Annotated in this window: 20 protein-coding genes; 12 read left to right on the forward strand and 8 right to left on the reverse strand. The window is 74.7% G+C overall.

Features of this window, described 5'->3' with window-relative positions:
- The first annotated feature begins 116 nt into the window (after positions 1-116).
- The 4 genes from ABT092_RS17820 to ABT092_RS17835 all read left to right on the forward strand — a co-directional run bounded on the left by ABT092_RS17820 (position 117) and on the right by ABT092_RS17835 (position 5,112).
- Positions 117-833: a DUF2470 domain-containing protein gene (locus ABT092_RS17820; protein ID WP_351244808.1), complete on the forward strand. Its 717-nt coding sequence runs from the start codon at positions 117-119 to the stop codon at positions 831-833.
- Positions 834-963: 130 nt separating this feature from the next.
- Positions 964-2,862, forward strand: coding sequence for an NAD-binding protein (locus ABT092_RS17825; RefSeq protein ID WP_351244957.1), 1,899 nt, complete (start codon positions 964-966; stop codon positions 2,860-2,862).
- Between the two features lie 153 nt (positions 2,863-3,015).
- Positions 3,016-3,540 carry an NfeD C-terminal domain-containing protein gene (locus tag ABT092_RS17830; RefSeq protein WP_351244810.1) on the forward strand — a complete coding sequence of 175 codons (525 nt, stop codon included), beginning with the start codon at positions 3,016-3,018 and terminating at the stop codon, positions 3,538-3,540.
- Positions 3,541-3,684: 144 nt separating this feature from the next.
- Complete coding sequence (locus ABT092_RS17835; protein ID WP_351244812.1) at positions 3,685-5,112, forward strand: flotillin family protein; 1,428 nt, start codon at positions 3,685-3,687, stop codon at positions 5,110-5,112.
- Positions 5,113-5,234: 122 nt separating this feature from the next.
- Here the strand turns inward: ABT092_RS17835 and ABT092_RS17840 are convergent, their stop codons facing one another.
- Positions 5,235-5,885 (reverse strand): DUF4352 domain-containing protein, encoded by a 651-nt coding sequence (locus ABT092_RS17840; protein WP_351244814.1) that lies wholly within the window; start codon positions 5,883-5,885, stop codon positions 5,235-5,237.
- 173 nt (positions 5,886-6,058) lie between these two features.
- Here ABT092_RS17840 and ABT092_RS17845 point away from each other — a divergent pair, with 173 nt between their 5' ends.
- The 4 genes from ABT092_RS17845 (at position 6,059) to ABT092_RS17860 (ending at position 10,027) form a co-directional block, all read left to right on the forward strand.
- Positions 6,059-7,252, forward strand: a complete 1,194-nt coding sequence (locus ABT092_RS17845) for a D-alanyl-D-alanine carboxypeptidase family protein (protein WP_351244816.1) — start codon at positions 6,059-6,061, stop codon at positions 7,250-7,252.
- 206 nt (positions 7,253-7,458) lie between these two features.
- Positions 7,459-7,983 carry a DUF4232 domain-containing protein gene (locus tag ABT092_RS17850; RefSeq protein WP_351244818.1) on the forward strand — a complete coding sequence of 175 codons (525 nt, stop codon included), beginning with the start codon at positions 7,459-7,461 and terminating at the stop codon, positions 7,981-7,983.
- A gap of 100 nt (positions 7,984-8,083) precedes the next feature.
- A complete protein-coding gene (locus tag ABT092_RS17855; protein WP_351244820.1) occupies positions 8,084-8,401 on the forward strand; it encodes a GNAT family N-acetyltransferase in 318 nt (105 codons plus the stop codon).
- A gap of 21 nt (positions 8,402-8,422) precedes the next feature.
- A complete protein-coding gene (locus ABT092_RS17860; RefSeq protein ID WP_351244822.1) occupies positions 8,423-10,027 on the forward strand; it encodes an MFS transporter in 1,605 nt (534 codons plus the stop codon).
- Positions 10,028-10,142: 115 nt separating this feature from the next.
- On the opposite strand, the gene ABT092_RS17865 is transcribed toward ABT092_RS17860, so the two are convergent.
- The 7 genes from ABT092_RS17865 to ABT092_RS17895 all read right to left on the reverse strand — a co-directional run bounded on the left by ABT092_RS17865 (position 10,143) and on the right by ABT092_RS17895 (position 21,113).
- Complete coding sequence (locus ABT092_RS17865; RefSeq protein ID WP_351244824.1) at positions 10,143-10,913, reverse strand: chaplin; 771 nt, start codon at positions 10,911-10,913, stop codon at positions 10,143-10,145.
- Between the two features lie 259 nt (positions 10,914-11,172).
- Entirely contained in the window at positions 11,173-13,197 is a 2,025-nt protein-coding gene (locus ABT092_RS17870; protein WP_351244826.1) for an ATP-binding protein, read from the reverse strand.
- Between the two features lie 240 nt (positions 13,198-13,437).
- Entirely contained in the window at positions 13,438-14,655 is a 1,218-nt protein-coding gene (locus ABT092_RS17875) for an ABC transporter substrate-binding protein (protein WP_351244828.1), read from the reverse strand.
- Positions 14,652-15,584: a GlnX family signal transduction membrane protein gene (locus ABT092_RS17880; protein WP_351244830.1), complete on the reverse strand. Its 933-nt coding sequence runs from the start codon at positions 15,582-15,584 to the stop codon at positions 14,652-14,654. Before ABT092_RS17880 ends, ABT092_RS17875 begins: the two co-directional genes overlap by 4 nt.
- The gene (locus ABT092_RS17885) at positions 15,581-17,017 is read right to left on the reverse strand and encodes a vWA domain-containing protein (RefSeq protein ID WP_351244832.1); all 1,437 of its coding nucleotides are present in this window, start codon (positions 17,015-17,017) and stop codon (positions 15,581-15,583) included. Before ABT092_RS17885 ends, ABT092_RS17880 begins: the two co-directional genes overlap by 4 nt.
- Before the next feature lie 14 nt (positions 17,018-17,031).
- On the reverse strand, positions 17,032-19,383 hold the full coding sequence (locus ABT092_RS17890) for a tetratricopeptide repeat protein (protein ID WP_351244834.1): 2,352 nt from the start codon (positions 19,381-19,383) through the stop codon (positions 17,032-17,034).
- 47 nt (positions 19,384-19,430) lie between these two features.
- Complete coding sequence (locus tag ABT092_RS17895) at positions 19,431-21,113, reverse strand: trypsin-like peptidase domain-containing protein (protein ID WP_351244836.1); 1,683 nt, start codon at positions 21,111-21,113, stop codon at positions 19,431-19,433.
- Between the two features lie 77 nt (positions 21,114-21,190).
- On the opposite strand from ABT092_RS17895, the gene ABT092_RS17900 reads away from it, so the two are divergent.
- From ABT092_RS17900 to ABT092_RS17915, 4 genes are all read left to right on the forward strand, one after another.
- Positions 21,191-21,511 (forward strand): trypco2 family protein, encoded by a 321-nt coding sequence (locus ABT092_RS17900; protein ID WP_351244838.1) that lies wholly within the window; start codon positions 21,191-21,193, stop codon positions 21,509-21,511.
- Positions 21,512-21,621: 110 nt separating this feature from the next.
- Entirely contained in the window at positions 21,622-22,647 is a 1,026-nt protein-coding gene (locus ABT092_RS17905) for a hypothetical protein (RefSeq protein ID WP_351244840.1), read from the forward strand.
- Between the two features lie 63 nt (positions 22,648-22,710).
- Positions 22,711-24,276 carry an ATP-dependent DNA ligase gene (locus tag ABT092_RS17910; RefSeq protein ID WP_351244842.1) on the forward strand — a complete coding sequence of 522 codons (1,566 nt, stop codon included), beginning with the start codon at positions 22,711-22,713 and terminating at the stop codon, positions 24,274-24,276.
- Positions 24,277-24,330: 54 nt separating this feature from the next.
- Positions 24,331-24,795, forward strand: a complete 465-nt coding sequence (locus ABT092_RS17915) for an NUDIX hydrolase (protein WP_351244844.1) — start codon at positions 24,331-24,333, stop codon at positions 24,793-24,795.
- Positions 24,796-24,869: the final 74 nt, after the last annotated feature.

Below are 24,869 nucleotides of genomic sequence, written 5' to 3' on the forward strand. Positions count from 1 at the left end.
CCCGCGGAATCACCCGCTCCACCACCCGCACGGTCGACGCACCGGGCGCGCCCGGTGGCTCTTCGCGCGACTTTCCATTAAGTTAGGCAAGGCTTACCTAACAGTGGAGGTTCCCCATGGGTGTCCGTCCGGCTCGCACGACCGCGCCCACCGCGGCGGAACGGGCCCGCTCCGTCCTGGCGGCAGCATGGTCCTGCGCCATCACGACGGACCACTGCCACGAGGAGTTGGTCAGCGCCCACTCCGTCGCCGACGACGGTACCGTGCGCCTGTGCGTACCGGCCGACAGCGGGCTGGCCGCCGCCTCGATCTGCGCTCCGCGCGGGGAACCGACGGCGCTCCTGGAGTTCTCCGATCCGGCGCCCGTCCCGGTGCGCGACCGCATCCGTTCCCGGCTGTGGTTGTCGGGGCGGTTCACCCGAGACGGCGACCACCTGGTCTTCCATCCCGCCTGCGCCGTCCTGCACGTCCCGTCCGGCCACATCGGCATCGACATCGACGACTTCGCCCGGGCCGCGCCCGATCCCCTCGCCACCGCCGAGTCCCGACTCCTGACGCACCTCGCCGACTCCCACGCGGACGCCGTGGAGTGGTTGACCCGGCTCCTGGACCCCCAGCAACTGGCGGAGGTGGTCCGGGTGCAACCGCTCGCGCTGGACCGCCACGGACTGACCCTGCGTCTGGAACGGCTGCGCGACCACGAGGACGTGCGGCTGCCGTTCCAGCGCCCGGCCGACGACCTCGCCCAGGTCACCGAGCGCATGCACGTACTGCTGGCCTCGGCCCGGGCCACCCGGCGCCCCACCCTGCGGTCGGTGGCCCCCAAGGACTGACCCGGGGGCGTCCGCGTCCCTCCCGTTCCGTCCTGTCCCGTCCCCGCGGTGAAACCGCGTGCGGTGTAGGGCAGTCTTACGCACCATGTCTGTCGCACCCCCACACCCGACCCCACCCGCAGCCGGACACATGGTCGTCTGCGGGGACGACGCCCTGGCCCGGCGGCTCGCCTCCGAACTGCGCGGCGTGTACGGCGAACACGTCACCCTCGTGGTCCCGCCCGGTGGGCGGTCGGGCCCGTCCCCCTCCCCCGGACGGGTCCGGGCCTCCCAGTTGCTCGGCCGGGTGTCCGCGGCCGTCCAACGCGCGGCGGGGACCACCGGCGACCCCGAACCCGGCTCCCCCGCCGACCGCTTGGAGGCCGTCGAACTGACCGACGAGGTCCTCGCGGAGGCCGGGGTGGCGCGGGCCACCGCGCTGGCCCTGGTCCACGACGACGACGAGACCAACATCCGCGCGGCCCTCGCCGCACGGCGCCTCAACCCCCGGCTGCGGTTGGTGATCCGGCTCTACAACCGGCGGCTCGGCCAGTACCTGGAGGACGTGCTGGACCAGGCGGCCAGGCTCTCCTCGCTCGGCGTCGCCCCCGACGCCTTCGACGCCTCGACCACCATCCTGTCCGACGCCGACACCGCCGCCCCCGCCCTCACCGCCGCCGCGGTCGCCGGAAGCAGCAAGGTCGTCCAGGCCCACGGCGTCCTGCTGCGGACCGCGGAGCGTCCGGCCGACCAGCCGGACGACCCCGACGACCCGGCGTTGTGCACCCTCGCCCTGCTCACCGACACGGCCACCGACACCCAGGGCCCGACCACCGCCCTGCCCCACCTGCTGCCGGACGAGGGCACCGTGGCCGCGGGGGCGGGGCGGGACCGGATCGTCCTGGAGACCGTGTCCTACTCCGGCCCGGTCCAACCCGTCAGCCGCAGCGTTCCGCTCGGCTCGCTGCTCTCCCCGCGCCTGCGGTGGTCGTTCGTCTGCCTCGTCCTCGGGGTGGTCGCCCTCGCGATCACCGCCATGTGGACCACCGGGGAGCATCCGCTCCGCGCGGTCTACCTGACCCTGCTGGACCTGTTCTCCATCAACGAACCCGCCCTCGGGGAGTCGACCAGCCGTCAGGTCCTCCAACTCCTCTCCGGCCTGGTCGGCTTGCTGCTGCTGCCGGTGCTCCTGGCCGCGGTGCTGGAAGCGCTCGGCACCTTCCGCAGCGGTGCGGTCACCCGCCGCCCGCCCCGCGGGCTGTCGGGCCACGTGGTCCTGCTGGGCCTCGGCAAGGTGGGCACCCGGGTCCTGGCCCGGCTGCGGGAACTCGACATACCCGTCGTCTGCGTCGAGGCCGACCCCGAGGCGCGCGGAATGGCCCTGGCCCGCCGGCTGCGGGTGCCCGTGGTGCTCGGGGACGTCACCGAGGAGGGCGTCCTGGAAGCGGCGAAGATCCACCGGGCGCACTCCTTGCTCGCGCTGACCAGCGTGGACACCACCAACCTGGAAGCAGCCCTGTACGCCCGGTCCCTCGATCCGGAGCTCCGGGTGGTGATGCGGCTGTACGACGACGACTACGCGACCGCCGTGTACCGCACCCTGCGCACCGCGCACCCGCGGGCCGTGACCCGGAGCCGCAGCGTGTCCTTCCTCGCGGCGCCCGCCTTCGCCGGCGCGATGATGGGGCGCCAGATCCTGGGTGCGGTGCCCGTGGAGCGCAAGGTGCTGCTGATCGCGGCCGTCATCGTCGCCGGGCTCGCCCCGCTGGAAGGGCGCACCGTTGCCGAGGCGTTCCGCCCCGGAGCCTGGCGCGTGCTCGCCCTGGACACCTCGGCGGGGGACGGTGCGCCCCCGGGACGGGAACGGACCGGCGGCATCGCCCCGCACCGCTCCGGCGGCCCCGCAGGCGGACTCGTCTGGGACCTGCACCCCGGGTACGTGCTGCGTCCGACCGACCGGGTGGTGCTCGCGGCCACCGGCCAGGGGCTCGCCGAACTGCTGGGGCGTCGGCCGGGCGCGGCCGACCGGACTCCGGGTGACCGGGATTGACGGTTCGACCGGATCGGGCATTAAGAACGCGTAAAGATTGCCGGAATACGGAAATGAACAAGTCTGCACATCCGTGCGAGGATGGACCCGGCCGCCCGGGGGAGCACGTACCAGGGGCGGCACGGGAATGACAGCAGGAGGGGGGCCCGGGACATGCAGTGGTTTCTCGGTCTGGGCATCGCGGGACTCGTGGTGCTGGCTGCCGCGCTGGTCTTCGACGGGTTCCTGGAAGGGCTCGCCGACGGCATCGGCGGCCTGTTCGGCGCGTTCGACGGACTGCTCTCCCTACCGGTGATCGCCGGGTTCGTGTCGATGCTCGGCTTCAGCGGGGCCATCGTCCTCGGCACCACCGGCCTGGGCGCCGTCCCGGCGACCGCCGTGGGCACGGTCGCCGGCGTCGGGGCGGGTTGGCTCACCGCGAGGTTCAGCCGCGCCCTGATGCAGGAACACACCCCGCCCGCGCCCCGGGGCGACGACCTGATCGGCAGCACCGGCAGCGTCGTCACCGCGATTCCCGTCGAGGGCTACGGCGAGGTCATGCTGCGGTTGGCGGGACAGCCAGCCAAGTTCGCGGCGCGCAGTTCGGTCCCGATCGCCCGGGGCACCGAGGTGTGGGTCGAGTCGGCGCCCACCGCCACCTCGGTGGTCGTCCGTCCGGTCCACCTCGACCAGGGCTGATCCACCGGCCCTTCGCCCTCGGGCTGCCGGGTCCGTCCCCGGGACGGCCCTCGGGGCGAACCGTCGTCCCCGCCGTCGTCGTCCCACTGATGTGGTTCCACTCGTCCAACACTGCCGTCCCCGGAGGGCAGGGGGGGTTCTTCCATGAGTCCAGTAGTCATCTCCGTCATCGGTGTCGTCGTCCTGCTGGTCCTGCTCGGCCTGGTGGTCATCACCCGCTACAAGGTCGCCGGGCCCAGCGAGGCGTTCATCGTCACCGGACGCCGCGGCAAGAAGTCCACCGACCCCGACACGGGCCGGGTCTTCACCGACAACAGCGGCCAGAAGGTCGTGGTCGGCGGGGGCGTGTTCGTGGTGCCGTTCGTCCAGCAGAAGTCCACGCTCGACCTGTCCAGCCGGCACATCCCCATCTCGGTGCGCGGCGCGGTGACCCTGCGCGGGGTGAAGGCCAACCTCGAAGGGGTCGCGATCGTCAAGGTCGGCGGCACCGAGGACTCCATCCGCGCCGCCGCGCAGCGCTTCCTCCAGCAGCAGAACGGCATCGTCGGCTTCACCCAGGAGGTGCTGTCGGGCGCGCTCCGCTCGATCGTGGGCCGGATGTCCGTGGAGGACATCATCCGGGACCGGGCCGCGTTCGCCGGCCAGGTGGCCGAGGAGGCGGAGACGAGCCTCTCCGGCCAGGGCCTGGTGCTGGACGCCTTCCAGATCCAGGACATCACCACCGAAGGCTCCTACCTGGAGGACCTGGGCCGTCCCGAGGCCGCCCGGGCCAAGCAGGAGGCCGACATCGCCGAGGCCGTCGCCCGGCAGGCCGCCGAGCAGGCACGACTCAAGGCGGAGGAGGAGATCGCCGTGGCGCAGCGGACCCTCTACCTGAAGCAGGCGGAGATCAAGGCGCAGACCGACGAGGCCGCGGCCCAGGCCAACGCCGCCGGCCCGCTCGCCGAGGCGGCACGGCGCCAGGAGGTCCTCGCCGAGCAGGAGAAGGTCGCCGCGCGCCAGGCCGCACTGACCGACCGCGAACTGGACACTAAGATCCGCAAGCCCGCGGACGCCGCCCGCTACCAGGCCGAACAGGAGGCGGAGGCCCGGCGGATCGCCCTCGTCAAGGAGGCCGAAGCCGCGGCCGAGCGGGCCCGGCTGACCGGTGAGGGCGAGAAGGCGCAGCGTGCGGCGCTGGCCGAGGCGGTACGGATCGAGGGCAAGGCGGAGGCCGACGCGATCCACGCGAAGGGCAGCGCCGAGGCGGAGGCCATGCACAAGAAGGCGGACGCCTTCGCCCAGTACGGGGAGGCGGCGGTCCTCCAGATGCTGGTCCAGGTGCTGCCGGAGGTCGTCGGCAAGGCGTCCGAGCCGCTGTCCGCGGTGGACAAGATGACGGTCATCTCCACCGACGGGGCCGGTCAGTTGTCGCGCACCGTGACCGACAACGTCGCCCAGGGGCTGGAACTGCTGAGCTCCACCACGGGGGTGGACCTCGGAGCGCTCCTCAAGGACGCGGCCCGGCGGGCGGCGCCCGCCACGCCGCAGAACGGGGACGGAACCGAGGGGAGGATTCCGGTCACCGACTGATCGGGGCCGGACCGTCGGGGCCACACGGGGGTGGGCCCGGGCGGAGGCGGCGCCCCTCGGGGCGCCGCACGATCACGGGGCGGTCGCCGCGCGGAGCGCGGGGGCCGCCCCGTGCGTGGTGCTCACAGGCGCCAGCCCCGATGGGTGTTGACGGTCTTGGTGTTGTCCCAGCGGAAGTGGAGCTGCTCGGCGGAGGCGCCGTCCGGGAGCGCGAACACCACCCACCCCGTGACCTGCTCGCCCAACAGGAGCTCGCCTTCGACGTCCAGGACCTCCCCCACGGTCAGCTTCTCGACCTTGGTGAGGGCCGTGTGGGAACTGCCCTCGGAGTCCTGGACGGTCAGGGACCTGGCCAGGATGCCCTCGTAGGTGTCCCACCCGGTGTTGGCGAGGGAGACCTTCACGGCCTCCCAGTGCTGTCCGGCGGCGGGTCCGGTGCCCCCGCCCTTGGCCGGCAGCGCCCCCACGACCACCGACTTGGGGGTGACGGTGAGCTGGTACTGCGGCTCCTCGTCCTCGCCCTCCGCGGATCCCGGGGCGTTGAACCGGCGCCCGTCGCCGAGGTAGGCGACGCCGAAGGTACCGGCCTGTTCGCTGACCCCCGCGGAAACCCGGGCGTCGGCACCCGAGAGGGGTCCGGGCGCGCCGGCGGCGGGGGAACGGGGGGCGGCCGGGGAGGCGGCGCCGTCCGTGGTTCCCGCGCTGCATCCCGTGCAGGCGAGAGCGATCAGAACGGTGGAGGCGCCCAACGCGCTGAGTGATCGGTACACCATCGCATCATGACCCACGCTCCCGATCCGGCGATCGCAGCGCGGCTCCCCCGTTCGGGTGACTCTTCCGATGGATCACACCGGTTCGCCCCGGCGTCCACCCCGCCGGCGGGACCGTACCGCTATCCGGATCAAGCCGATCTGCGCGGCGCGCCGGCCCTTCCTACGGTGACTGAATGGTCATCAGACGAATGGCGCGTGCCGCCCTGGCCCGTTCCGTGGCACTCGCCGTGGGGGCCGCCCTCCTGCTGCCGGTGTCTCCGGCCGTTGCCAGGTCCCGCGAGCCGGAGCCGCCCAAGCCCCGCCCCGTGCCCGACCGCTCCCTGCTCGAACGGCCGGGCACCCAGGCCCATCCCGGCGGGCCGGGTACGCCCGCCCCGCCGACCGGGTTGTCCGCGCTGTCCTGGCTGGTCGCGGACGCACACACCGGTGAGGTGCTGGCGGCGCACGACGCGCACCGCAAGCTGCCGCCCGCCTCCACCCTCAAGGCGCTGTTCGCCGTGACGGTCCTCCCCCGCGTCGCCGCGGGCACCGGCCACACGGTCACCGACGGGGAGTTGGCCGACATCGGGTCGGGGAGTTCGCTGGTGGGCGTGGAGCCGGGGTACCGGTACCGGGTCGAGGACCTGTGGCGCGGGGTGTTCCTCAGCTCCGGCAACGACGCCGTGCGGGCCCTGGCCTCGATGAACGGCGGCGTCGAGGAGACGGTGCGGCAGATGCAGGCCAAGGCCCGTTCCCTGGGCGCCCTGGACACCACGGTGGTGTCGCCGGACGGTTACGACGCCGAGGGCCAGGTGTCCTCCGCCTACGACCTCGCCGTCATCGGGCGCGAGGGGCTCACCCACCCCGACTTCGTCCGGTACGGCTCCACCAGGCTCGCGGACTTCCCCGGCGGACGGGTGACCTTCCCCATCCAGAACACCAACCGGCTGCTCACCGGCGAGGACGGGGTGGCCGCCTACCGGGGGCTGATCGGGGTGAAGAACGGCTACACCAGCAATGCCGGCTACACGCTGATCGCAGCGGCGGAACGCGAGGGGCGGACCGTCATCGCCACGGTGATGAACCCCCAGGACGGGGGCCACGCCGTGTACGAGGAGGCGCGGGCCCTGCTCGACTGGGGGTTCGCCGCCGCCGGCCGGGTGCGGCCGGTGGGTTCCCTGCTCGCCCCGCCACCGCGTCCGGCCCCGGCCGCGGCCACCCTGCCCGCGGTGGCCACGCCCCGCCCGCTGGCCGTGTCGGTGGCGCAGCGGGAGGAGTCCGCCGACCCCGGCTGGTCGACCGGTTCGCTGCTCGGCGGCGGGGCGTTGCTGCTGTTGGTGGGGGCGGCCGTCGTCCACGGGCGGCGGCGCGGCGCGGCGCGCGGGTGAACCGCGGCCCGTCGGACGTCAACTCCCCCACGGCGCCCGGCGGGAGGGGGCGCGGGGTGCGGTCGGGCCGCAACCGTTTCGGTGCCCCGCTCGTCTCCCCACACATCGAAGGGGACCGGCCGCCCGGACCGGGGCGCTCGGACGTTGCGCGCCGTACGGCGGCTCCCCCTCCCGACGCACCGCACGACGAACAGGGGAACCAGAAGATGCGTGCCCGCTCCCTCCTCGCGGCCTCGGCCGTCGCCGCCTCCCTCGCCCTCGCCCTGCCCCCGGCGCTCGCCGCCGCGGCCCCGCAGCAGGCCCAGTCGGCTCCCGCCTGTCGTGAGGCCAAGGTGAAGCTGAAGGTCGCCAAGACCGACAAGCCCCACGTCTTCCGCCTCACCGTCCGCAACGACGACGTCCGCGCCTGCCGCATCGACCGCGTGCCGACGATCACCTTCGGGAACCTGGACGGTGCCGCGCAGCCGGTGTCGTCCGCGACCAGCCGGACCTACACCCTGGCGGCGGGGGCGAAGGCGCACGCGAAGGTCCGCACCATCAAGCGGCCGGGCGATCCGCTCGCCCGGACCGTGCGGACCGTGCACGTCATCACGGAGCAGCGGCACCGGGGCACGTCCTTCACCGCCCGGACGGTGAGCGGCACCAACCGCGTCACGGTGTACGACCCGGTGACGACCTGGTGGCACGGGACCCAGGGCGGGGCGGACCGCCAGTTGAACCGGGCCCGCTGACCCGGTCCGGTGCACCGACCCGTCCGGACGTCCGGCTCGCGCCGCGGGCCCGGACGGGTCACCCTGGTTCCACCGCGGAATCCGAGGAGAGGGCCACCCGATGAGCGAGTCAGCCGAGACGGTCACCGTCGTCGACGCACCGGAGCGGCAGCGGTACGAGGCCCGGGTCGGTGAGGTGCTGGCGGGTTTCGCGCAGTACATCCGCACCGCGGAACTGGTCGCCTTCGTCCACACCGAGGTCGACCCCGGGTTCGAGGGGCGCGGCATCGGCGGGGCGCTGGTGCGCGCTTCGCTGGACGCCGCTCGGGCGACGGGGACCTCGGTGCTCGCGGTGTGTCCGTTCTACTCCGGCTGGATCGCCCGGCACCCCGAGTACCGGGATCTGTTGTACGCCGGCCGGAGCCGGGTCAGCGACTGACCGCCCGCCGGAGCGCGAGGCATGGGTGCGGAGGCGGAACCGGGTCCCGAGCCGGACGTCCGGGCCGGCGGGCGGGGCGCGTCGGCGGGCGGTCCCGGGGCCGTCGAACCGCCCGCGGAGGGCCCGGGCGTCCGGTTGTCCTCGGCCCGCGGGCGCTGGGTGCTGGCGTGCGTGGTCCTCGCCTCCGGGATGGCGATGCTGGACGGCACCGTGGTCACAGTGGCCCTGCCCCGGATGGGCCGCGACCTGAACGCCTCCCTGTCCGGGCTGCAATGGGTGGTCAACGCCTACATGCTGACGCTGTCGACCCTGCTCCTGTGGGGCGGCGCGCTCGGTGACCGGATCGGCCGCAAGCGGACGCTGGTCATCGGGGTGGTGTGGTTCGCGGTGGCCTCGGTGTTGTGCGGCATCGCCCCCGACGACGCCACCCTGATCGCCGCCCGGGCGCTCCAGGGGGTGGGCGGGGCCCTCCTCACCCCCGGGTCGTTGGCGCTGGTCCGCTCGACGTACCACCCGGACGACCAGTCCCGTGCCGTGGGCGCCTGGTCGGGGCTGACCGGGGTGGCGGGGGCGCTCGGGCCCTTCCTGGGGGGCTGGTTGATCGACGGCCCGGGCTGGCGGTGGATCTTCCTGATCAACGTGCCGCTGGCCGTCGTGGTCATCGCGCTCGCCCTGTGGCAGGTTCCGGAGAGCCGTGACCCGGGTGCCGCGGGGGAACGCTTCGACCTGCTGGGTGCGGGCCTCGGCGCGCTGTGCCTGGCCGGTGTCAGCTACGCCCTCATCGACGCCTCCGGGGGGACGTCCCCGGCGGTCGTGGCCCTGTCCGCCGCGGGCGGGGTCGTCGCGGGAGTGGTGTTCGTCCTGGTGGAGCGGGTCAGGGCGGCGCCGATGCTGCCGTTGTCGATCTTCCGGTCGCGGCTGTTCACCGCCACCAACGTCATGACCCTGTGCCTGTACGCGGCGATCGGCGGCATCCTGTTCCTGTTGCCGGTGCAGTTGCAGACCGCGCTCGGTTGGAACGCCCTGGAGGCGGGGACCGCGACGCTGCCCATCACGGTGCTGATGCTGCTGCTCTCGGCCCGGGCGGGGGAACTGACCCGGCGGGTGGGGCCCACCCTGCCCCTGGTGACCGGCCCGCTGGTGGCGGCGGCCGGAGTGCTGTTGATGCTGCGGGTGCGCCCGGGTTCCTCGTACCTCGCGGACGTGTTCCCCGCGGTGGTGGTGCTGGGCGTGGGCATGAGCCTGTTCGTCGCACCGCTGACGGCGACGGTGCTGGCCTCCGTCGAGGCGGCGCGGGCGGGGCTGGCCAGCGGGGTCAACAACACCGCCGCGCGGATCGCGCAGTTCCTGGTGGTGGCCGCCCTGCCGCTCGCGGTGGGCCTCTCCGGGGACGCCTACACCTCGGCGGACGCCGTGAACACCTCGTTCCACCGCGCGGTCCTCGGCTGTGCGGGACTCTTCCTGCTCGGCTCCCTCACCGCTCTGCTCCTGATCCCGCCGAGGGCGGTGGAGCCCCGGTTGCGGGACGCCCCCAAGCCGCAGTGCCGCTCCCACATGGCCGCCAACTGCCCTCCCCTGGAGCCCGGCCCGCGCACCCCGGCCCCGCCGTCGGCCGGGGACGGCTGACGGCCGGCCGGACGACGGCCACGGGCCCCGCCGCGGAGGAAGGCCGCGGCGGGGCCCGTGACTCGGGGAGGGGCGGATCAAGGAGGGGATCCACCCGCCGCCCGAGGGGGTCGGCTCAGTTGTCGCGCTGCCGGCGGAACCGCCGGTGCAGCAGCGTTCCGCCGAGGAGGGCCAGGGCGGCGGGCGCGGCGAGGGCCAGCGGGTCGGCACCGGTCTGGGCGAGCGAAGCCCGCTCCTCGGCCTGCTGCGCGGGTTCGGCCGGCTTCTGCTCCCGCTCCTCGGGGATCTCGACCGGCGGCTTGGCCTCCGTGTGCGGTGCGTGCTTCACCGGCTCCTCGACCGGGGGCTTCTCGGGCTTCGGGGTCACCGGCCGCTCGGGGCGCACCGGGGGCTGCGGAGGCTTCGGCGCGGGGACGTTCTCCGCGTGGTTGCCGAAGACCGGGTTGCCGACGCCGACCACGTCGACCGTGTTGCCGCTCACGTTGACCGGGAGGTCCACCGGCAACTGGACGCCGTTGCCGGAGACCACTCCGGGAGAACCCACGGCGGCGCCCTCCGCCGTGGCTCCGCCTCCGTTCGAGGTGCTGGTGCCGGCCTCGTTCCCGCCGGGCGCCTGCTCCCCGTAGCCCGTGGACGCCGGGCCCGAACCCTGGTTGGCGCAGGTGTTGCCCGCCGCCGGGTTGAGGAGTCCGACGACGTTCACGGTGTTCCCGCACGCGTTGACGGGGACGTGTACCGGGAGCTGGATCGTGTTCCCGGAGACCGCACCGGGGGAGCCGACCGCCGCACCGTCAGCCGTCGCATCCGCGAACGCCGGCGCTGCCCCCACGACAGCGCTTCCGGCGACAGCTGCGGCGATCAAGCCATTCCGGGCAACCCGCTTCATAGGTTCCCTGCCTTCCAGATCGTCTGCGGGCACTCACCCGCATGGGAAGAAACGCAGGAGAAACGGCTGGAGTTATGGTCAAACTGATTTTCACCCTCATGGGCTAACGTCCGGTCGAACTGTCCCGGCTCGCTCGGGTGAGCGACCACTGTTCCCGAGTGCACACGGCACGGAGGGGCACCGCAGGGTGCCGGAGCCGGGGAACGGCACGGCACCGCACGTCCGTTCCCCCGTGAGCGCGCCCGGCCCGACGGCGGCCTCAGCCCGCCCCGCGGACGACGCGGGCCAGGGCCATCGAGGCGTCCTCCTCGATGCCGGAGCGGAACTCGCGCTCGTAGCTCGCGTCGCCCAGCGCGGCGCGGGCCGCGCGCTCGCACTCCTCGCGGATGGGGCCCAGTTCCGGGGTGCCGCGCTGGGCGTGACCGACGGCCCGCCAGAACGCCAGACCGGTGCCCGCGAGGCGGGCGGCCGGGCCGTTCTCCCCGCCCGCGGCCAGGGCGGCGGCGAGCAGGTCGAGCCCGAGGGCGATGCCGAAGCTGTCGCCGAGCCGTCGTTTGCCGTCGAGCATCGCCCGGGCGTACTCCGCGGCCTCCCCGGGGCGGTCCTGGAAGAGGGCGATCAACGACAGTTGGTAGTAGGTGTAGTTGCGGGCCCAGTACTCCCCGCGGGCCACGCACCCCCGGCGCAGGCGTTCGGCCTCCCGCGCCGACCGGTCCAGCTTCCCCGCCCCGGTCAGGGCGAAGATCCGCACCAGGTGGCAGCGGAGCACCGAGGCGGAGGCGAACGGTCCGTCCGGGGCGGTCGCCAGGGCCCGGTCTGCCACCTGCTCCGCGGCGGCAGGTTCGCCGGACAGCAGGTGCGTGATGCCCAACAGGTAGGCGGCGGAGCGCCGGCCCTCCAGGTCGTCGTCCCGGTCCGCCTCCGCGGCGCACCGCTCCCCCAGCAGTTGCGCCTTCGCGTGCTCGCCCTGGAGCAGGGCGCAGCAACCGAGGGCCCACTGGGCCCTGGTCCGGGTGGGACCGGGCACGCGGTACTGGGCGAGGACGGACTCCAGGTAGCCGCGGGCCTCGTGGAGGTGGCCGCAGCAGGCCCAGAAGAAGCCGACGCGGGAGGCCATCTCGGTGGCCGCGTGCGGATCGTTGGCCAGCAGGTGGTCGAGGGCGGCGCACACGTCCGGGTGGGCGGCGGCCAGCCTGCGGTACCAGCCGGCCTGGCCCGGACCCAACCACCCGTCGTCGGCGCGGCGCACCAGGTTGAGGAAGGCGCGGGCGTGCCGGTCCTCGGCGGCCTTCTCCTCGCCCAGTTCGGCCAGCCACATCCGCCCGTACTCGCGGACGGTGTCCAGCATCCGGAAGCCGCTGCCCCGCCGGGACACCACCGACTTGGCGACCAGGCCGGCGAGGGCGGGGGCGACCGCCTCGGCGTTCAGGGGGCCGCCGGCGCACACGGCGCGGGCGGCGGACTCGTCGAAGGTCCCGCGCAGCACCGACAGCCGGGCCCACAGCAGCCGTTCGAGCGGGGCGCACAGTTCGTGGCTCCAGCCGATGGCGGTCCGCAGGGACTGGTGGCGCGCCGGGCGCACGGGCTCCTCGGTGCCCAGCACGGAGAGCGCGGTGTGCAGGCGCTCGGCCACCTCGCCGACGCTGCCCTCGCGCAGTTGGGCGCCGGCCAGTTCCAGGGCCAGGGGGATGCCGTCGAGGCGTCGGCAGATCGCGGCGACCGCCTCGACCTCCCCGGGCCCGTCCAGTCGGATGCCCGGGACGGCGGCCCGCGCCCGCTCCACGAACAGGGTGAGCGCGTCGCCGTCGCGGGGCAGCGGACCCACCTCGAAGCGCAGTTCGCCCGGGATGCCGATGGGTTGACGGCTGGTCGCCAGGACCGTGATGCCGGGGCAGGCCGTGAGGAGGTCGCCCACCAGGTCCCGACAGGCGTCGACCAGGTGTTCGCAGGAGTCGAGGACGAGCAGCATCCGCTTGTCGGCCAGCCAGGCGCACAGCGCGTCGGCGGGCATCCGCGGCGTGTGGTCCGCGAGCCCGGAGGCGTCGGAGACGGTGGCCGCGAGCAGGCGCTCGTCCTGGAGGGGGGAGAGGTCCGCCCAGGCCACCGCCTCGGGAGGGCCGAGGATTCCGGTGGTCACGGCGTGCAGGGCAAGCCGGGACTTGCCGACCCCGCCGGGGCCGGTCAGGGTCACGATCCGGTGCCCCGCGAACGCATCGACCAATCGGGCCAGTTCGGACGTACGTCCGACGAAGCTCGTGGACTCATCAGGAGTGCTTCCCACCACGGGGAACAGTGTGGACCAGCTCACACGGCCGTGCACCGCCCAGCCACGAAAGCAGCCGGAAACGGTCATGGCGTGCGCAGAGTTGACTGATACCCGCCCTGGCCAGGAACGTGCGCGCCGTCCGGGGCGGGCAGGAAAGTGACCGGTTACGCACGGTCGCGCGGAGGTCACCATCGGGCACGGTGGGACGCTCGGGTCCCAGGGGCCCCGTGGGTGGCGAACGGCCCCGGGGCGCCGCGGTCAGTCGTGACTGCACACCGGCAGGTCGTGCCCGCCGCTCAACTGCTGGAGCCTTTGCAGTCGCCTGAGTTGGACGTCGAGCTCCGCGGGGTCGACGAGGTGACGCAGGACCGCCAGGTGGAAGGCGTCCCGCAGGGCGCGGGACATCGTGTCGGAGGCGTCCCAGCAGCGGGGCTGGCCCCGTGCGCCGCGCAGGATGCCCGCGATCCTCCGTCGGGTGGCGTCCCGGTCGCCCTCCGGCGCCGCCTCCTCGTTCGCCCGGTGCTCGGGCAGCGCGGTGTCGGGGTCGGCGAGGTAGCGGATCAGCTGCCGGCCCTCCTCGGTCGGGTTCACCAGGGCGGCGAGGTCGCCGGAGACGCTCCACGCCCTGGTGCGGGGGCCGGCCCCGCCGAGCACCTCGGAGAAGTGGACGAAGTCACCGCCCTTGCGTCGCCAGTGGTCGGTGCGGAAGGCCCCCTGGTGCTCCGGGTTCCCGGCCGGGCACTCCTTCCCGAACGCGGTCGTCAGCGCCGGCCGGACGTGCTCCTCCCCGGCACCGACCAGTTCGCCCCAGGTCGTCCACGCCCTGCGCACGGCGGGATCGGTCCAGTCCAGCTCCCCCCTCGCCCACTTCTCGTAGGTGCGGGGGCCGGCCTGGTGCAGCAGGACGTCCTCGACCCAGTCGGTGCCGGGCCAACCGGAGGTCGCGCCGGACTCCATGCCCAGGCACCACCGTTCGCGGTCGCCCGCCGCCCCCGCGGCGGGCCGCTCGCCCGCGTACCACACCATGCTCTTCAGGCCGATCTTGACCGGTAGCCAGAAGGCGTGGCGGCCCGGGCGGCCCGGCACGCTCACCTCGGGCACCCAGATGTCGTCGTAGTGTCCGGCGTCGAACAAGTCGTCCACCGGGTGGAGCCTGCCGTCCAGGGCGTAGCTCAGCAGTTCGCCCGGCCCGGGCAGGATCACCACGTCCGGCGGGTTGCCGGCCGCCATGTCGGCGGCGAGGACCTGACTCAACGCGGAACTGCCCTGGTAGACGACGTCGATCCGGTGGGTCCTCTCGAACGGTTCGACGACGTGCTCCTCGAACTGCTCGCGCTCCTCACCGCTCCAACCGGCGAGCAACGTCACCGACCCCCGCCAGCCGACCGCCCCGCGCACCTCGGCGACCACGGCCGGGCCCAGCAGGGCGAGACAGGCGCACAGGATGCCGAGCGTGCGCGGGCGGGGTCTTCTCATCGGGGCCCCTTCCACCGGTACTCGGCGATCCGCGGCCAGAGCGCCCACACCGCGAGCGCCACCACCGCGCCCCCGGCGAACAACACCCCGGCGGAGAGCGACTGCCAGCGGTCCGCCCCCGCCAGGAGGTCCTGCACCCGGTCGGCGGCGAGCGGCACCCCGTCCGGGCGCCCCGCGGGGACCCGGATCTCCTCCAGTGCCGCGGCCGTCGCCCGCTGCGCGGACAGGGTGATCCAGCCGAGCGCCGGGACGCCGAGGGCGCACAGGGCCGTGGCGACGAGCAGTTGCGGCTGCACGGCGCGCCGGAAGCGGCGGCGGTGGAACCTCTGGGTGCGCAGGAGCACGAGGAGCAGTGCGCAGTACAGCACCGCGACGGCGCCCCAGCCGAGCCGCAGCGGCCGGGTGAACGCGGCCTGGCGCTCCGCCTCGTCGAGTTGTCCCTGGCGCAGGGCCGCGAGACGGCTCATCACGTCCCCGCCCGCGGGGACGGGGCGGGAGCCGAGCACCTGTTCCGCGTAGTGCAGGTACGCGGTGCCCAGTGCCCCGTGCTCCTCCTTGCCCCACCGCTCCACCCAGTGGGAGTAGACGGAGATCAGGCCCGTGACCGTCTGGAGGTCGTGCCGGCCCGCCACGCCGAGCACGTTCTTCGAGGCAGCCACCGCCAGGCTCTGGTGGGCGACGGAGACCTGGGTGTGGAACTCGGAGCTCAGGTCGCCCCGCGGCCCGCCGTCGCGGATCGCCCGGTGCGCCGCGCGGAGCGCGTGGTGCGCGGTGTCGACGGCGAGCACACCGGGCGCGCTCGACGAGGCGAGCGGCACCGTGTCGTCGTGGACCCCCCGGTAGGCGAAGAGGAGGACCAAGGTGGTGATGACGCCGAGCGCCAGCAACAGCCGCAGTCCGCGGACGAGTTCCCGGCCGGTGGTGCTCATGGTCGTTGCTCCGGGAAGCGATGGCCGCACGAGGGGCAGAACCGCGCGGTGGCCGGTGCCGGGCGGGCACAGTCGACGCAGGTCGTACGGGCCGCGGTGGTGAGCTGCGGGACGGCGGTGGCCCCGGCGGAGGGAGGTCCGAAGGTGCTGCGGCTGCTCGCGGTGATCAGGTGCTCGAAGTCGGCGGTCGTCACCCCGGGGCGCAACCGGACCGGCCCCGCCGGGGCGCCCGGGTCCACCAGTTCGGACAGCCTCCGCAGGAGGGTGCGGGCGCCCATGGCCTCGGCGATCTGGACCGCGCGGCCGAGGTGCTCGGCCGCCCGGTCCGGCTGCCCGCGGCGGTGTGCGTCGGTCGCGGCGGCGACCGCCTCGCCGAGCTGCTGGTGCTGCTCGAAGTGGGCCACGTGGGCGTCGGTGTGCGCGGAGAGCGAGGCGTCCTCGGTCCAGTGCACCTCGCAGGGCTGCGGCTGCGGCAGGAGCAGCCCGGTGACGCCGGGCGCGTCGAGGGCGACCACGGCGAGTTGGAGGTCCTCGCGTCGGGGTCGGCCCGCGGGGTCGACGTCCAGGCACAGCTGGTAGCGGCGGGTCTCGTCGCCCCAGGCCCGGGTCACGAACCGGTGGGACCCGCCCTCGGGGTGCAGCCACGCCTCGGTGGGGTGGACCTGTTTGAGGTACCGCACGACGGTCCCGGTCATCGGGGTCACCAGGACGTCCAGCCGGGGCACGGTCTTGGCGAGCAGACGGTCCATCAGCTCCTCGTACGCCGCCGGCAGGGACGCCTCCTCGCGGACGGCCGAGGCACTGCCGTGCAGCCGGCTGGTGATGCGCAGCAGTTCCCGCCCGTCCCAGCCGTCGCCGATGCCCCAGGCATCGCAGACGAACCGCCCCGCGCAGCCCTCCAGTACCTCTGCCAGCGGCATCCGGTCGCCGTCCTGGTTCTTGCCGTCGGTGAGCAGCAGGACGTGGCCGATGGGCGCGTCCTGCTCGGCCAGGAGCCGACGGGACAGGTCCAGCCAGGCACCGATGCAGGTGGTGCCGCCGGCGACCAGTCGGCGCACCGCGCGTTCCGCGGCCCTGCGGCTGCGGTCGTCGGCGCGGGCCGTGCCCCCGGTGTCCGGGTAGACCACGGTGGCGTCCCCGTCGCCCCGGACCACCGCGAAGGGGGCGCCGTCGGGAAGCTTCCTGATCGCCGCCGCGGTCGCCCGTTGGGCGGCGTGCATCTTCTCCTGCGACATCGAACCGGAGCAGTCCACGACCAGCACCTGGGCCAGCAGCGGGGTGCGCCGATCGCCCCCGGTCCCGGTGACCTGGACGCTGAGGATGACGTGCATCCGGGGGTGGGGCTCCGTCGCGGACAGGTACTTCCACTGGTCGACCGCCAACCGCACGGAGGGTCGCTCGGTCGCCGGGGGCGCTCCGGGGTCCACTGGCACCACACTCCTCGTCCTCACGGGTCGTCGTGCTCCTCCGGGGCCGCACGGGTCCCCCGGTCCGCCGGGGCCGGGGCCGGCCCGTCTCGCCCGCGCGCAGCGCGTCGTCGGCGGCGCGGGCCCCAGGGTTCGGGGAGTACCGCGTAGGCACGGTCCAGCAGGGCACCGCGCTCGGCCGCGCTGCCCGCCTGGTCGGCCAGTTCCCGCAACGAGCGGAACAGTCCGGCGGCCAGGGCGGCCGGGGTGTCCTCGGGCCCGAACCGGTCACCGGCGGGGAAGTCGGCGCCCCATCCGGCGGGAGGGCGGGCGGCGACGGCCTGCTCCCGCAGTTCGGTGACGAGCCGCCGGCGCGTTCCCTCCGCCAGGGTCAGCCCCTCCAGCCTCCGGTCGGCCTCCGTCAGCTCCGCGGCACCGGGCCCGGACCCGTCCGGCAGCCGGCCGACCAGCAGCCGGACCGTCGCCAGGCGCGCGGCGTCGTAGTGGCGTGCGGTCATCGGCACCTCGTCGAGGACGGCGCGGGCGCGGCTCCGCTCGCCCCGGCGCAGATGGATGCGGGCCAGGCCGAAGACCGCGCTGCCCTGGGCCGGGTCCCGTCGGCGGACCGCCTCGTAGTACTCGGCAGCGGTGACGACCCGCTGTCCCGGGCCGCCCGGTCCGGTGCCCGGGGTGCCGGTGTCCTCCTGGAACTCCGCGCAGTACCCGAGGGCCAACTTGGGCGCCCACTCGCCCGGAAGCGCGTGGTAGACGGCGGTGAACTCGCCTTCGGCGGCCCGGACTTCGCCGCGCGTCAGATGGACGAGTCCGCGGTGCCAGAAGATCCGCCAGTCGTAGTCGCGGCTGCGCTCCCGGGCCGTGCGCACCCACCAGGCGGCCTGATCCGTCCGTTCGACGCTCAGATAGGCGCGGCAGAGCCACAGCGCCGCTTCCGCGGTGGCCAGCCGCGGGTCACTCCGGGCCCGGTCCACGATCCGGTCCGGGGTGTCGGCGGCGAGACCGTCGAGCAGGGCGGCGGCCTCGTCCGCGGGGTCGGGCAGGGGTACGGGCAGCGCCGCTGCCGCCCGGCGGGGTTCCGGTGCCGCGACGGGCAGTTCGGGGAGTCGGGACGGGGGGCGGCGGGTCCAGTGGCCCAGCTCCGGTGCGGTGCCGAGGTCGGCGCCCAGGAGCACCGCGCTCGGCTCGAACCGGGTCGACCTCTCCGGGTACGCTTCGTGGCCGCTCAACGCCAGGTGCTCGCGCAGCACCTCCCACAGTTGCCGGGACATCTCGGCGGCCGAACCGAAGCGGGCCCCCGGGTCCGGGTGGGTGGCCCGACGGATCAGCACGTCGAAGGAGCGGGCGGCGAGGCCGACGGGCGGGGTGGCGCGCGCGGCGAGGGAGCTGAGGGTCCTGGCCACGGTGAACAGGTCGCTGTCGACGTGGAAACCGCGCTCGTCCAGCTCCTTGCGGTCGGGCGGGTAGCCGTGCGTGTACGTCAGGGTGGAGGTGCGGTCCCCGAGCCGGCGGACGGCCCCGAGGTCGATGACCTTGATCCGCCGTCCGTAGTGGATGACGTTCTCGGGCTTCATGTCGCAGTACAGCAGGCCCTGGTCGTGGAGGTACTCCAGGGCCCCGATGATCATGCAGCCGTAGGTGACGAGGTGCCCGAACTCCAGGGGCCCGCCGAGCACCCGGGCCACCTCCCCGGCCGAGGCGTCCCTGAGCCAGGCGAGCGACCGCCCGCCGACGTACTCCATCACGATGTAGCCGGTGTCCTCGCGGTCCCCGGGTCCCCGGTGCCACACGTGGGTGATGATGCGGACGATGTCGGGGTGGTGCAGCGTGGTGAGGGAACGGCGCTCCTCGACGGCGGCCCGGCGGGCCGCCGCGTCGCCGTTGTTGATCAGTCCCTTCAGCACCACGTGGAGACCCGGCACCCGGGTGTCCCCGGCCAGGTAGATCCAGCCGTGGCCGCCCACCGCGAGGTACCCGAGCACCTCGTAGTGGCCGCCGACCAGGTCGCCCGGCCGCAGCTTCGGCCGGAACGAGTACTCCGTACCGCACTGCGGGCAGAATCCGCGGTCCGGGGCCGGGTCCTGGTCGTAGGAGACCCCGATGGTGCCGACGCAGTTGTCCACGCCGCACCGCCGGCCACCGGTGTGCCGCCGGGCGGTGGTGTCGGCCGCCTCCGACACGCCGGGCGGGTCCAACCGGGGCAGCACCGGCAGGCCGTCGCGGTCCAGGGCGCCGCCGGCCGGAGCCGGGGCGGCCCGCGAGGGCTGCGGGTGGTGCGGGGGCTGCCGGGGTCGCCGGGGAGCCGGGGCTTCAGGGGCGCCCCGCCCTCGGGGAGCGGCGGGTCGGCGGTGGCAGGTGTCGCAGAACCCGGTCACCATCAGGTGCCCGCCGCGGCACCCGGATCTGGCGCAGGGCGCGCCGCCGTTCACCGGGGCGCCCCGCCCCGGTCCCGGGCGGACGCGTCGGTGCCGTCCACCCGGTGCGTGTAGGCGGCGACGGCGGCCTCGGCCTCCCGGAGGTCGCAGGGCCTGGTCTGGAGCAGGGCGTGCGCCCGCAGGTAGAGGGCGTCCACCGCGGGGTCCTCCACGCCCTGGGCCGCGTGCTGGTGCAGCACGCGGTAGCCGCGGAGGCGTCCTCCGAGTTCGTCGCAGCGTTCCCGGAGCAGGTCGAGGCGTTCGGCGTACGCGCTCAGCCCGGCGGCGGCCCGTTCGGCCAGCCGCTCGTAGCGGGCCAGGTCCGGGAGCCGGGCCGGGTCGTCCGGGGTCCGGGTGAGGTCGGCGAGGGCCGCGTGGGCGGCCACCAGGTAGGCGTCGACCGACCGGAGGCCGTGGGGCAGCACCTCGGCCCGTCGCTGGTGCAGGGCGCGGGCGAGCGGGCCGGTGACCTCCTCCAGCCGCTCGACGAGTCGTGCCCGGCGCTCCCGCGCGGGCCGGACGACCAGTTCCTCCCGGGCCCGGAGGTACGGGACGCCGGCCGTGCGGAAGACCAGCAGCAACCGGCTGCCGCCGGCGCGCAGCACCTCCAGCAGGTCGAGGAGGTCCGGCGGGTCCACCGCCTCGTCCACGCCGACGACCACGAGGTCCAGGGTGCTGCGGGCGGCCCGCAGCGCCGCGCTGACGGAGCCCTCCGGGCACGGGGGCAGTCCCAGGCGGCCGGCGATCCGTCCGGCGATCTCGGCGCACTCCAGTCCGGCGGCGTCCACCGCCAGGTCGTAGCCGCCGATCGAGGGGACCGTGGCGGGCGGTCCCCAGGAGGAACGGGCCGCGGCTGCGGCCGGGCGCTCCCGGTCGGCGAGGGAGACGGCACGGCGCAGGGTGGCGGCCCGGGCCCGGTCGTCGGGGCCGACCACGCTGATCTTCACCTGTCGCCCGTCGTCGCGCAGCCACTCGGCGAGGCGTTGGGCGAACGGCTCGTCCAGCAGGTCCGCCGAGACGTCGTCGCCGGTGGACCTGAGCCGGTCGTCGACCGCGGTCGGGCCCACCGTGAACGCCTGGACCTGGGGCAGGTGCCTGACGATGGTCTCGGCCGGGGCCATGAAGCAGTGCCCGTCCCGGTGGCGGTTCAGCACCATGCCGAAGACCTCACCGGTCGTGCCGTCCGCGACCCCGGCGCCGCTGAATCCGGGGCCGGCCACCTCGCCGGGGACGGTCGGGGCGAGTTGGACCTGTCCGTCGCGGCCGCAGCCGCCGACGGCCAGGGCCCGGAACCAGATGCCGCCGTTGTGTCCGCGGGGGAAGCCGTACATCCGCACCTCGCGGCGGGAGGAGAGCCGGTGCAGCCGCACCGCGTCCGCCGCCGGTCTGGGCCGTTCCAACTCCAGCAACGCCAGGTCGCCACCGGGATCGCCGTCGAGGTCCCGGTCCTCCTGCACGTAGGCGCCCTCGTCCACCCGCGCCGGGACCGAGGGAACGTCGGGCGCCGCCGCGCCGACGAACTCCGCGGTGATCGGCCCGTTCGCCGAATCCACCACGTGAGCGCAGGTCAGGACCCGGTCCGGGCTCAGCAGAATGCCGGTCCCCACGATGTCGCCGTTCGCCCTCCGGAGCCGAACCGCCCACCTGGGCGTCTCCATCAACGAGGCGGCCCGGACTCCCCCGCCAGCAGCCATATCGACACTATACGGGCGCCTCCCACTGCCGCATACTTGTTGTCGAAAAGAATCAACAAGCCTGGGAGGAACCAGAGTTGGCGGAAGAACTGGGGTTCGTGGGACTAGCCGAGGTCATCCGCCAGATCCGTGGCGAACTGGAGGAGGCCCGGGCGCAGGCCCGCGGCCAGGAAGTCGGCTTCACCGTGGAGAACGTGAACCTGACCTTCACCGTCCAGATCCACCGTTCGGGCACCGCCGGCGGCGGTGTCCGCATCGGCGTGGTGACCGCCGAGTTGGGGGGCGCGGTGGACCGTCAGGTGACCCATCAGGTCCAGGTCGACCTGAAACCGGAGCTGCCCGACGGCGAGCGGATGCAGGTCGGCCGGTTCAAAGACGGGCGCGGCACGTACCGCTGAGGCCGTGGCCCCACCGACGCGGGCGGAACCGGGCGCGCCGCCCGTTCGTGGTACCCGCGGGGACCCCGTCCACCGCAGCGGACGGGGCGAACGAGCAGGAGGGAGCCGGCGTGGGCACGAGCACCGCCCGGATCGACGGGGACGCACTGGTGTTGGGAGGGGTCCGGGTGCGGTTCGTCCGCACCCTGCGGCTGCCCGAGCAGGGCACCCATCCGCTGCCGCCCGGGTTGGGCCACTTCCCCCTCCGCCGCGTCGAGGACCACTCCGAGGCGGTGCCGGCCGCGTGGCTGGCCAAGGGCGGGGTGATGCTCCCGGTGCACCTGCGCGAGGCGATGTGGCTCAGCTTCTCCGGCACGGTGGAGCCCTCGGCCCTCCAGGTCGGGGTGGGCAAGGTGTGCGCGGTGTCCGGGCAGCCCTGGAGCGACCGCTTGGACCGGAGCCCGCAGAACTACCTGGTGCTGCCGCGGCAGCCCTGGTTGGACGGCATCAATTCCGGTCGGGGCACGGTCCGTCAGTTCGTGGCCGTGCCGATGGGATCGGGGGCCACGGTCGAGGGCCAGGTGACCGGCGAGGAGACGGTGGGCGGCGTCCAACTCCAGGCGTTCGGGCTCGGTGAGCAGGCCCGGCGGACGTGGCGGCGGGCGTGGCGGGAGGCACCCCCGATGGCGTTCGGCGGCGCCGCGGGCGGCGCACCGCCGGCTCCCGGAGCGGCCCCCGCGGCCCGGGCCGCGTCGATGCGGGGCACGCCGGCCGCCGCCATGGGGGTCGGGGTCGGCGGGTCGATGCGCCAGCAGGTGTTCCGGGACGACCGGCCGCCGTCGGACTGGGCGTCCCGCCCCGCGGCGCGGACCTTCGTCCATCTGGTGCCGGCGTCCCTATGGCAGCGGATCACCGGGGAGGCACCGCCGCCCTCCCCGGTGGACCGGGCCGCGTACACCGCTGCCGGGCTGCCCTGGTTCGACCACTACGACGAGGACGGGGTCGATCTGACGCCCTCGGACGCGCTCGGCGCGGTCCGGCCGGTCGGTGACTGGCTCGGCGACGACCAGGCCCCCTGGCAGCCGCCGGCGCCCCCGCAGGTCCACCCGCTCGGCGATCCGCGCCCCGGCCGACCCGTCGCGGACGGCGACTGGTAGCCGGGCCGGGCGCTCCCCGGGCCCCGACTGGCGTGCGGCGGGCGCCGGTCGGAGGATGGCCGCATGCTGTTCGCCCGGCTGGCCCAGGCCTCGCGGGAGGTCGCGGCGGTCTCGGCCCGGTCCCGCAAGGTCGCGCTGCTCGCGGAGTTGTTCGCTCAGGCGGGGCCCGCGGACGTTCCGGTGGTCATCGGCCACCTCTCGGGGCGGTTGCCGCAGGGCCGGATCGGGGTGGGGTGGAGCCTGCTGCGGCATCCGGTGGAGCCCGCCGTCACGGCGTCCCTGACCGTGCGGGACGTGGATGCGGCGCTGACCTCCCTGGCCGGGGTGTCCGGGCCCGGCGCGCGCGCCGCACGGGCCCGGCAGGTCACCGCACTCTTCGCAGCGGCGACCGCACCGGAACAGGACTTCCTGCGCGCCGTGTTGACGGGCGAGGTGCGGCAGGGCGCCCTCGACGCCCTCGCCGGCGAGGCCCTGGCCCGGGCGGCCGGGGCACCGGCGGAGGAGGTGCGCCGGGCCGTGATGCTCGCCGGTTCGCTGCCGGAGGTGGCCCGGGTGCTGCTCGCCGAAGGACCCGCCGCGCTGGCGTCGTTCCGGGTGGCGGTGGGGCGGCCGGTGCGGCCGATGCTGGCGGCGAGTGCGCCCTCGGCGGGGGAGGCGGTCGACCGGGTCGCGGGCCCGTGCGCGGTGGAGGAGAAGCTGGACGGCATCCGGATCCAGGTGCACCGGGACGGCGAGCGGGTGCGGGTCTTCACCCGGACGCTGGACGAGATCACTCCGCGGCTCCCCGAACTCGTCGCCCGGGTGCGGGAGCTTCCCGGTGAGCGGTGCGTCCTGGACGGCGAGTTGATCGCCCTGGACGACGCGGGCCGGCCACGGGCCTTCCAGGAGACGGCGGGCCGGGTGGGCGCACGGTCCGACGTGGCGTCCGCGGCCCGCTCGGTCCCGCTGACCCCGGTGTTCTTCGACGTCCTGGTGGTGGACGACCGCGATCTGTTGGACCTGCCGCTGGAGCGGCGGCACGCGGAGTTGGCCCGTCTGGTGCCCGCCGAGGCCCGGGTCCGCCGCACGGTGGTGGACCCGGGCGCCGATGCGGGAGCCGCCCGGGACGCGGCGGAGGCGTTCTTCGCGGCGGCGCTCGCGCGGGGGCACGAGGGCGTGGTGGTGAAGTCGCTGGCCGCCCCGTACAGCGCGGGTCGGCGGGGTGCCTCCTGGTGGAAGGTGAAGCCCGTGCACACCCTGGACCTGGTGGTGCTGGCCGCCGAGTGGGGGCACGGCAGGCGCACCGGCACCCTGTCCAACCTGCACCTGGGGGCGCGCCGCCCGGACGGGACCTTCGCCATGCTGGGCAAGACGTTCAAGGGGCTCACCGACGCCGTGCTGGCCTGGCAGACCGAACGGCTGCGGGGGCTCGCCGTGAGCGACGACGGACACCTGGTGCGGGTGCGGCCCGAGTTGGTGGTGGAGATCGCCTTCGACGGGCTCCAGCGGTCGACCCGGTACCCGGCCGGGGTGACCCTGCGGTTCGCCCGGGTGGTGCGCTACCGGGAGGACAAGACGGCGCGGGAGGCCGACACGGTGGAGGCGGTGCTCGCCCTCGGTGCCCCGCACGGGACGGCCGGGTCGCCGTAGCCGCCCGGGCGGGCGCGCCTGGCCGCGGGCGCCGATCGTGGAGACACTGGGCGCATGACCAGACGCAGCGCGGGGCTGCTGCTCTTCCGCCGCCGCCCCACCGGCCCCGAGGTGCTCCTCGGGCACATGGGCGGCCCGTGGTGGGTGGGCAGGGACGCCGGTGCGTGGAGCGTGCCGAAGGGCGAGTACGCACCGCCGGAGGAGGCGTGGCAGGCGGCCCGCCGGGAGTTCCGGGAGGAGCTGGGGCTGGCGCCGCCCGCCGGTACCGCGGTGGCGCTCGGCGAGACCGTCCAGGCCGGCGGAAAGGTGGTCACGGTGTGGGCCGTCGAGGCCGATCTGGACCCCGCGGACGTGGTGCCCGGTACGTTCACCATGGAGTGGCCGCCCCGCTCCGGCCGGACCGGCACCTTCCCGGAGCTGGACCGCGTCGCCTGGTTCGGTCTCGATGCCGCTCGGGCGGCCCTGGTGAAGGGGCAGCGGGCGTTCGTCGACCGGTTGGCCGCCGCGTGGGAGGGCTGAACCGCACCCGTGCCGCGTTGCGGGGCCGAGGGGGCCGGGGGAAGGTCGAAGGACCGCTCCCCCACCAGGAGGTC

Origin of the sequence: Streptomyces sp. NPDC002490, assembly GCF_040296045.1 — a bacterium.
GTDB lineage: Bacteria > Actinomycetota > Actinomycetes > Streptomycetales > Streptomycetaceae > Streptomyces.

Excerpts from the sequence above, each read along its gene's own strand:
- ABT092_RS17820 (WP_351244808.1), top strand. The coding sequence starts at position 117 with ATGGGTGTCCGTCCGGCTCGCACGACCGCGCCCACCGCGGCGGAACGG.
- ABT092_RS17825 (WP_351244957.1), top strand. The coding sequence starts at position 964 with ATGGTCGTCTGCGGGGACGACGCCCTGGCCCGGCGGCTCGCCTCCGAA.
- ABT092_RS17830 (WP_351244810.1), top strand. The coding sequence starts at position 3,016 with ATGCAGTGGTTTCTCGGTCTGGGCATCGCGGGACTCGTGGTGCTGGCT.
- ABT092_RS17835 (WP_351244812.1), top strand. The coding sequence starts at position 3,685 with ATGAGTCCAGTAGTCATCTCCGTCATCGGTGTCGTCGTCCTGCTGGTC.
- ABT092_RS17840 (WP_351244814.1), bottom strand. The coding sequence starts at position 5,885 with ATGGTGTACCGATCACTCAGCGCGTTGGGCGCCTCCACCGTTCTGATC.
- ABT092_RS17845 (WP_351244816.1), top strand. The coding sequence starts at position 6,059 with ATGGTCATCAGACGAATGGCGCGTGCCGCCCTGGCCCGTTCCGTGGCA.
- ABT092_RS17850 (WP_351244818.1), top strand. The coding sequence starts at position 7,459 with ATGCGTGCCCGCTCCCTCCTCGCGGCCTCGGCCGTCGCCGCCTCCCTC.
- ABT092_RS17855 (WP_351244820.1), top strand. The coding sequence starts at position 8,084 with ATGAGCGAGTCAGCCGAGACGGTCACCGTCGTCGACGCACCGGAGCGG.
- ABT092_RS17860 (WP_351244822.1), top strand. The coding sequence starts at position 8,423 with ATGGGTGCGGAGGCGGAACCGGGTCCCGAGCCGGACGTCCGGGCCGGC.
- ABT092_RS17865 (WP_351244824.1), bottom strand. The coding sequence starts at position 10,913 with ATGAAGCGGGTTGCCCGGAATGGCTTGATCGCCGCAGCTGTCGCCGGA.
- ABT092_RS17875 (WP_351244828.1), bottom strand. The coding sequence starts at position 14,655 with ATGAGAAGACCCCGCCCGCGCACGCTCGGCATCCTGTGCGCCTGTCTC.
- ABT092_RS17880 (WP_351244830.1), bottom strand. The coding sequence starts at position 15,584 with ATGAGCACCACCGGCCGGGAACTCGTCCGCGGACTGCGGCTGTTGCTG.
- ABT092_RS17890 (WP_351244834.1), bottom strand. The coding sequence starts at position 19,383 with ATGGTGACCGGGTTCTGCGACACCTGCCACCGCCGACCCGCCGCTCCC.
- ABT092_RS17895 (WP_351244836.1), bottom strand. The coding sequence starts at position 21,113 with ATGGCTGCTGGCGGGGGAGTCCGGGCCGCCTCGTTGATGGAGACGCCC.
- ABT092_RS17910 (WP_351244842.1), top strand. The coding sequence starts at position 22,711 with ATGCTGTTCGCCCGGCTGGCCCAGGCCTCGCGGGAGGTCGCGGCGGTC.
- ABT092_RS17915 (WP_351244844.1), top strand. The coding sequence starts at position 24,331 with ATGACCAGACGCAGCGCGGGGCTGCTGCTCTTCCGCCGCCGCCCCACC.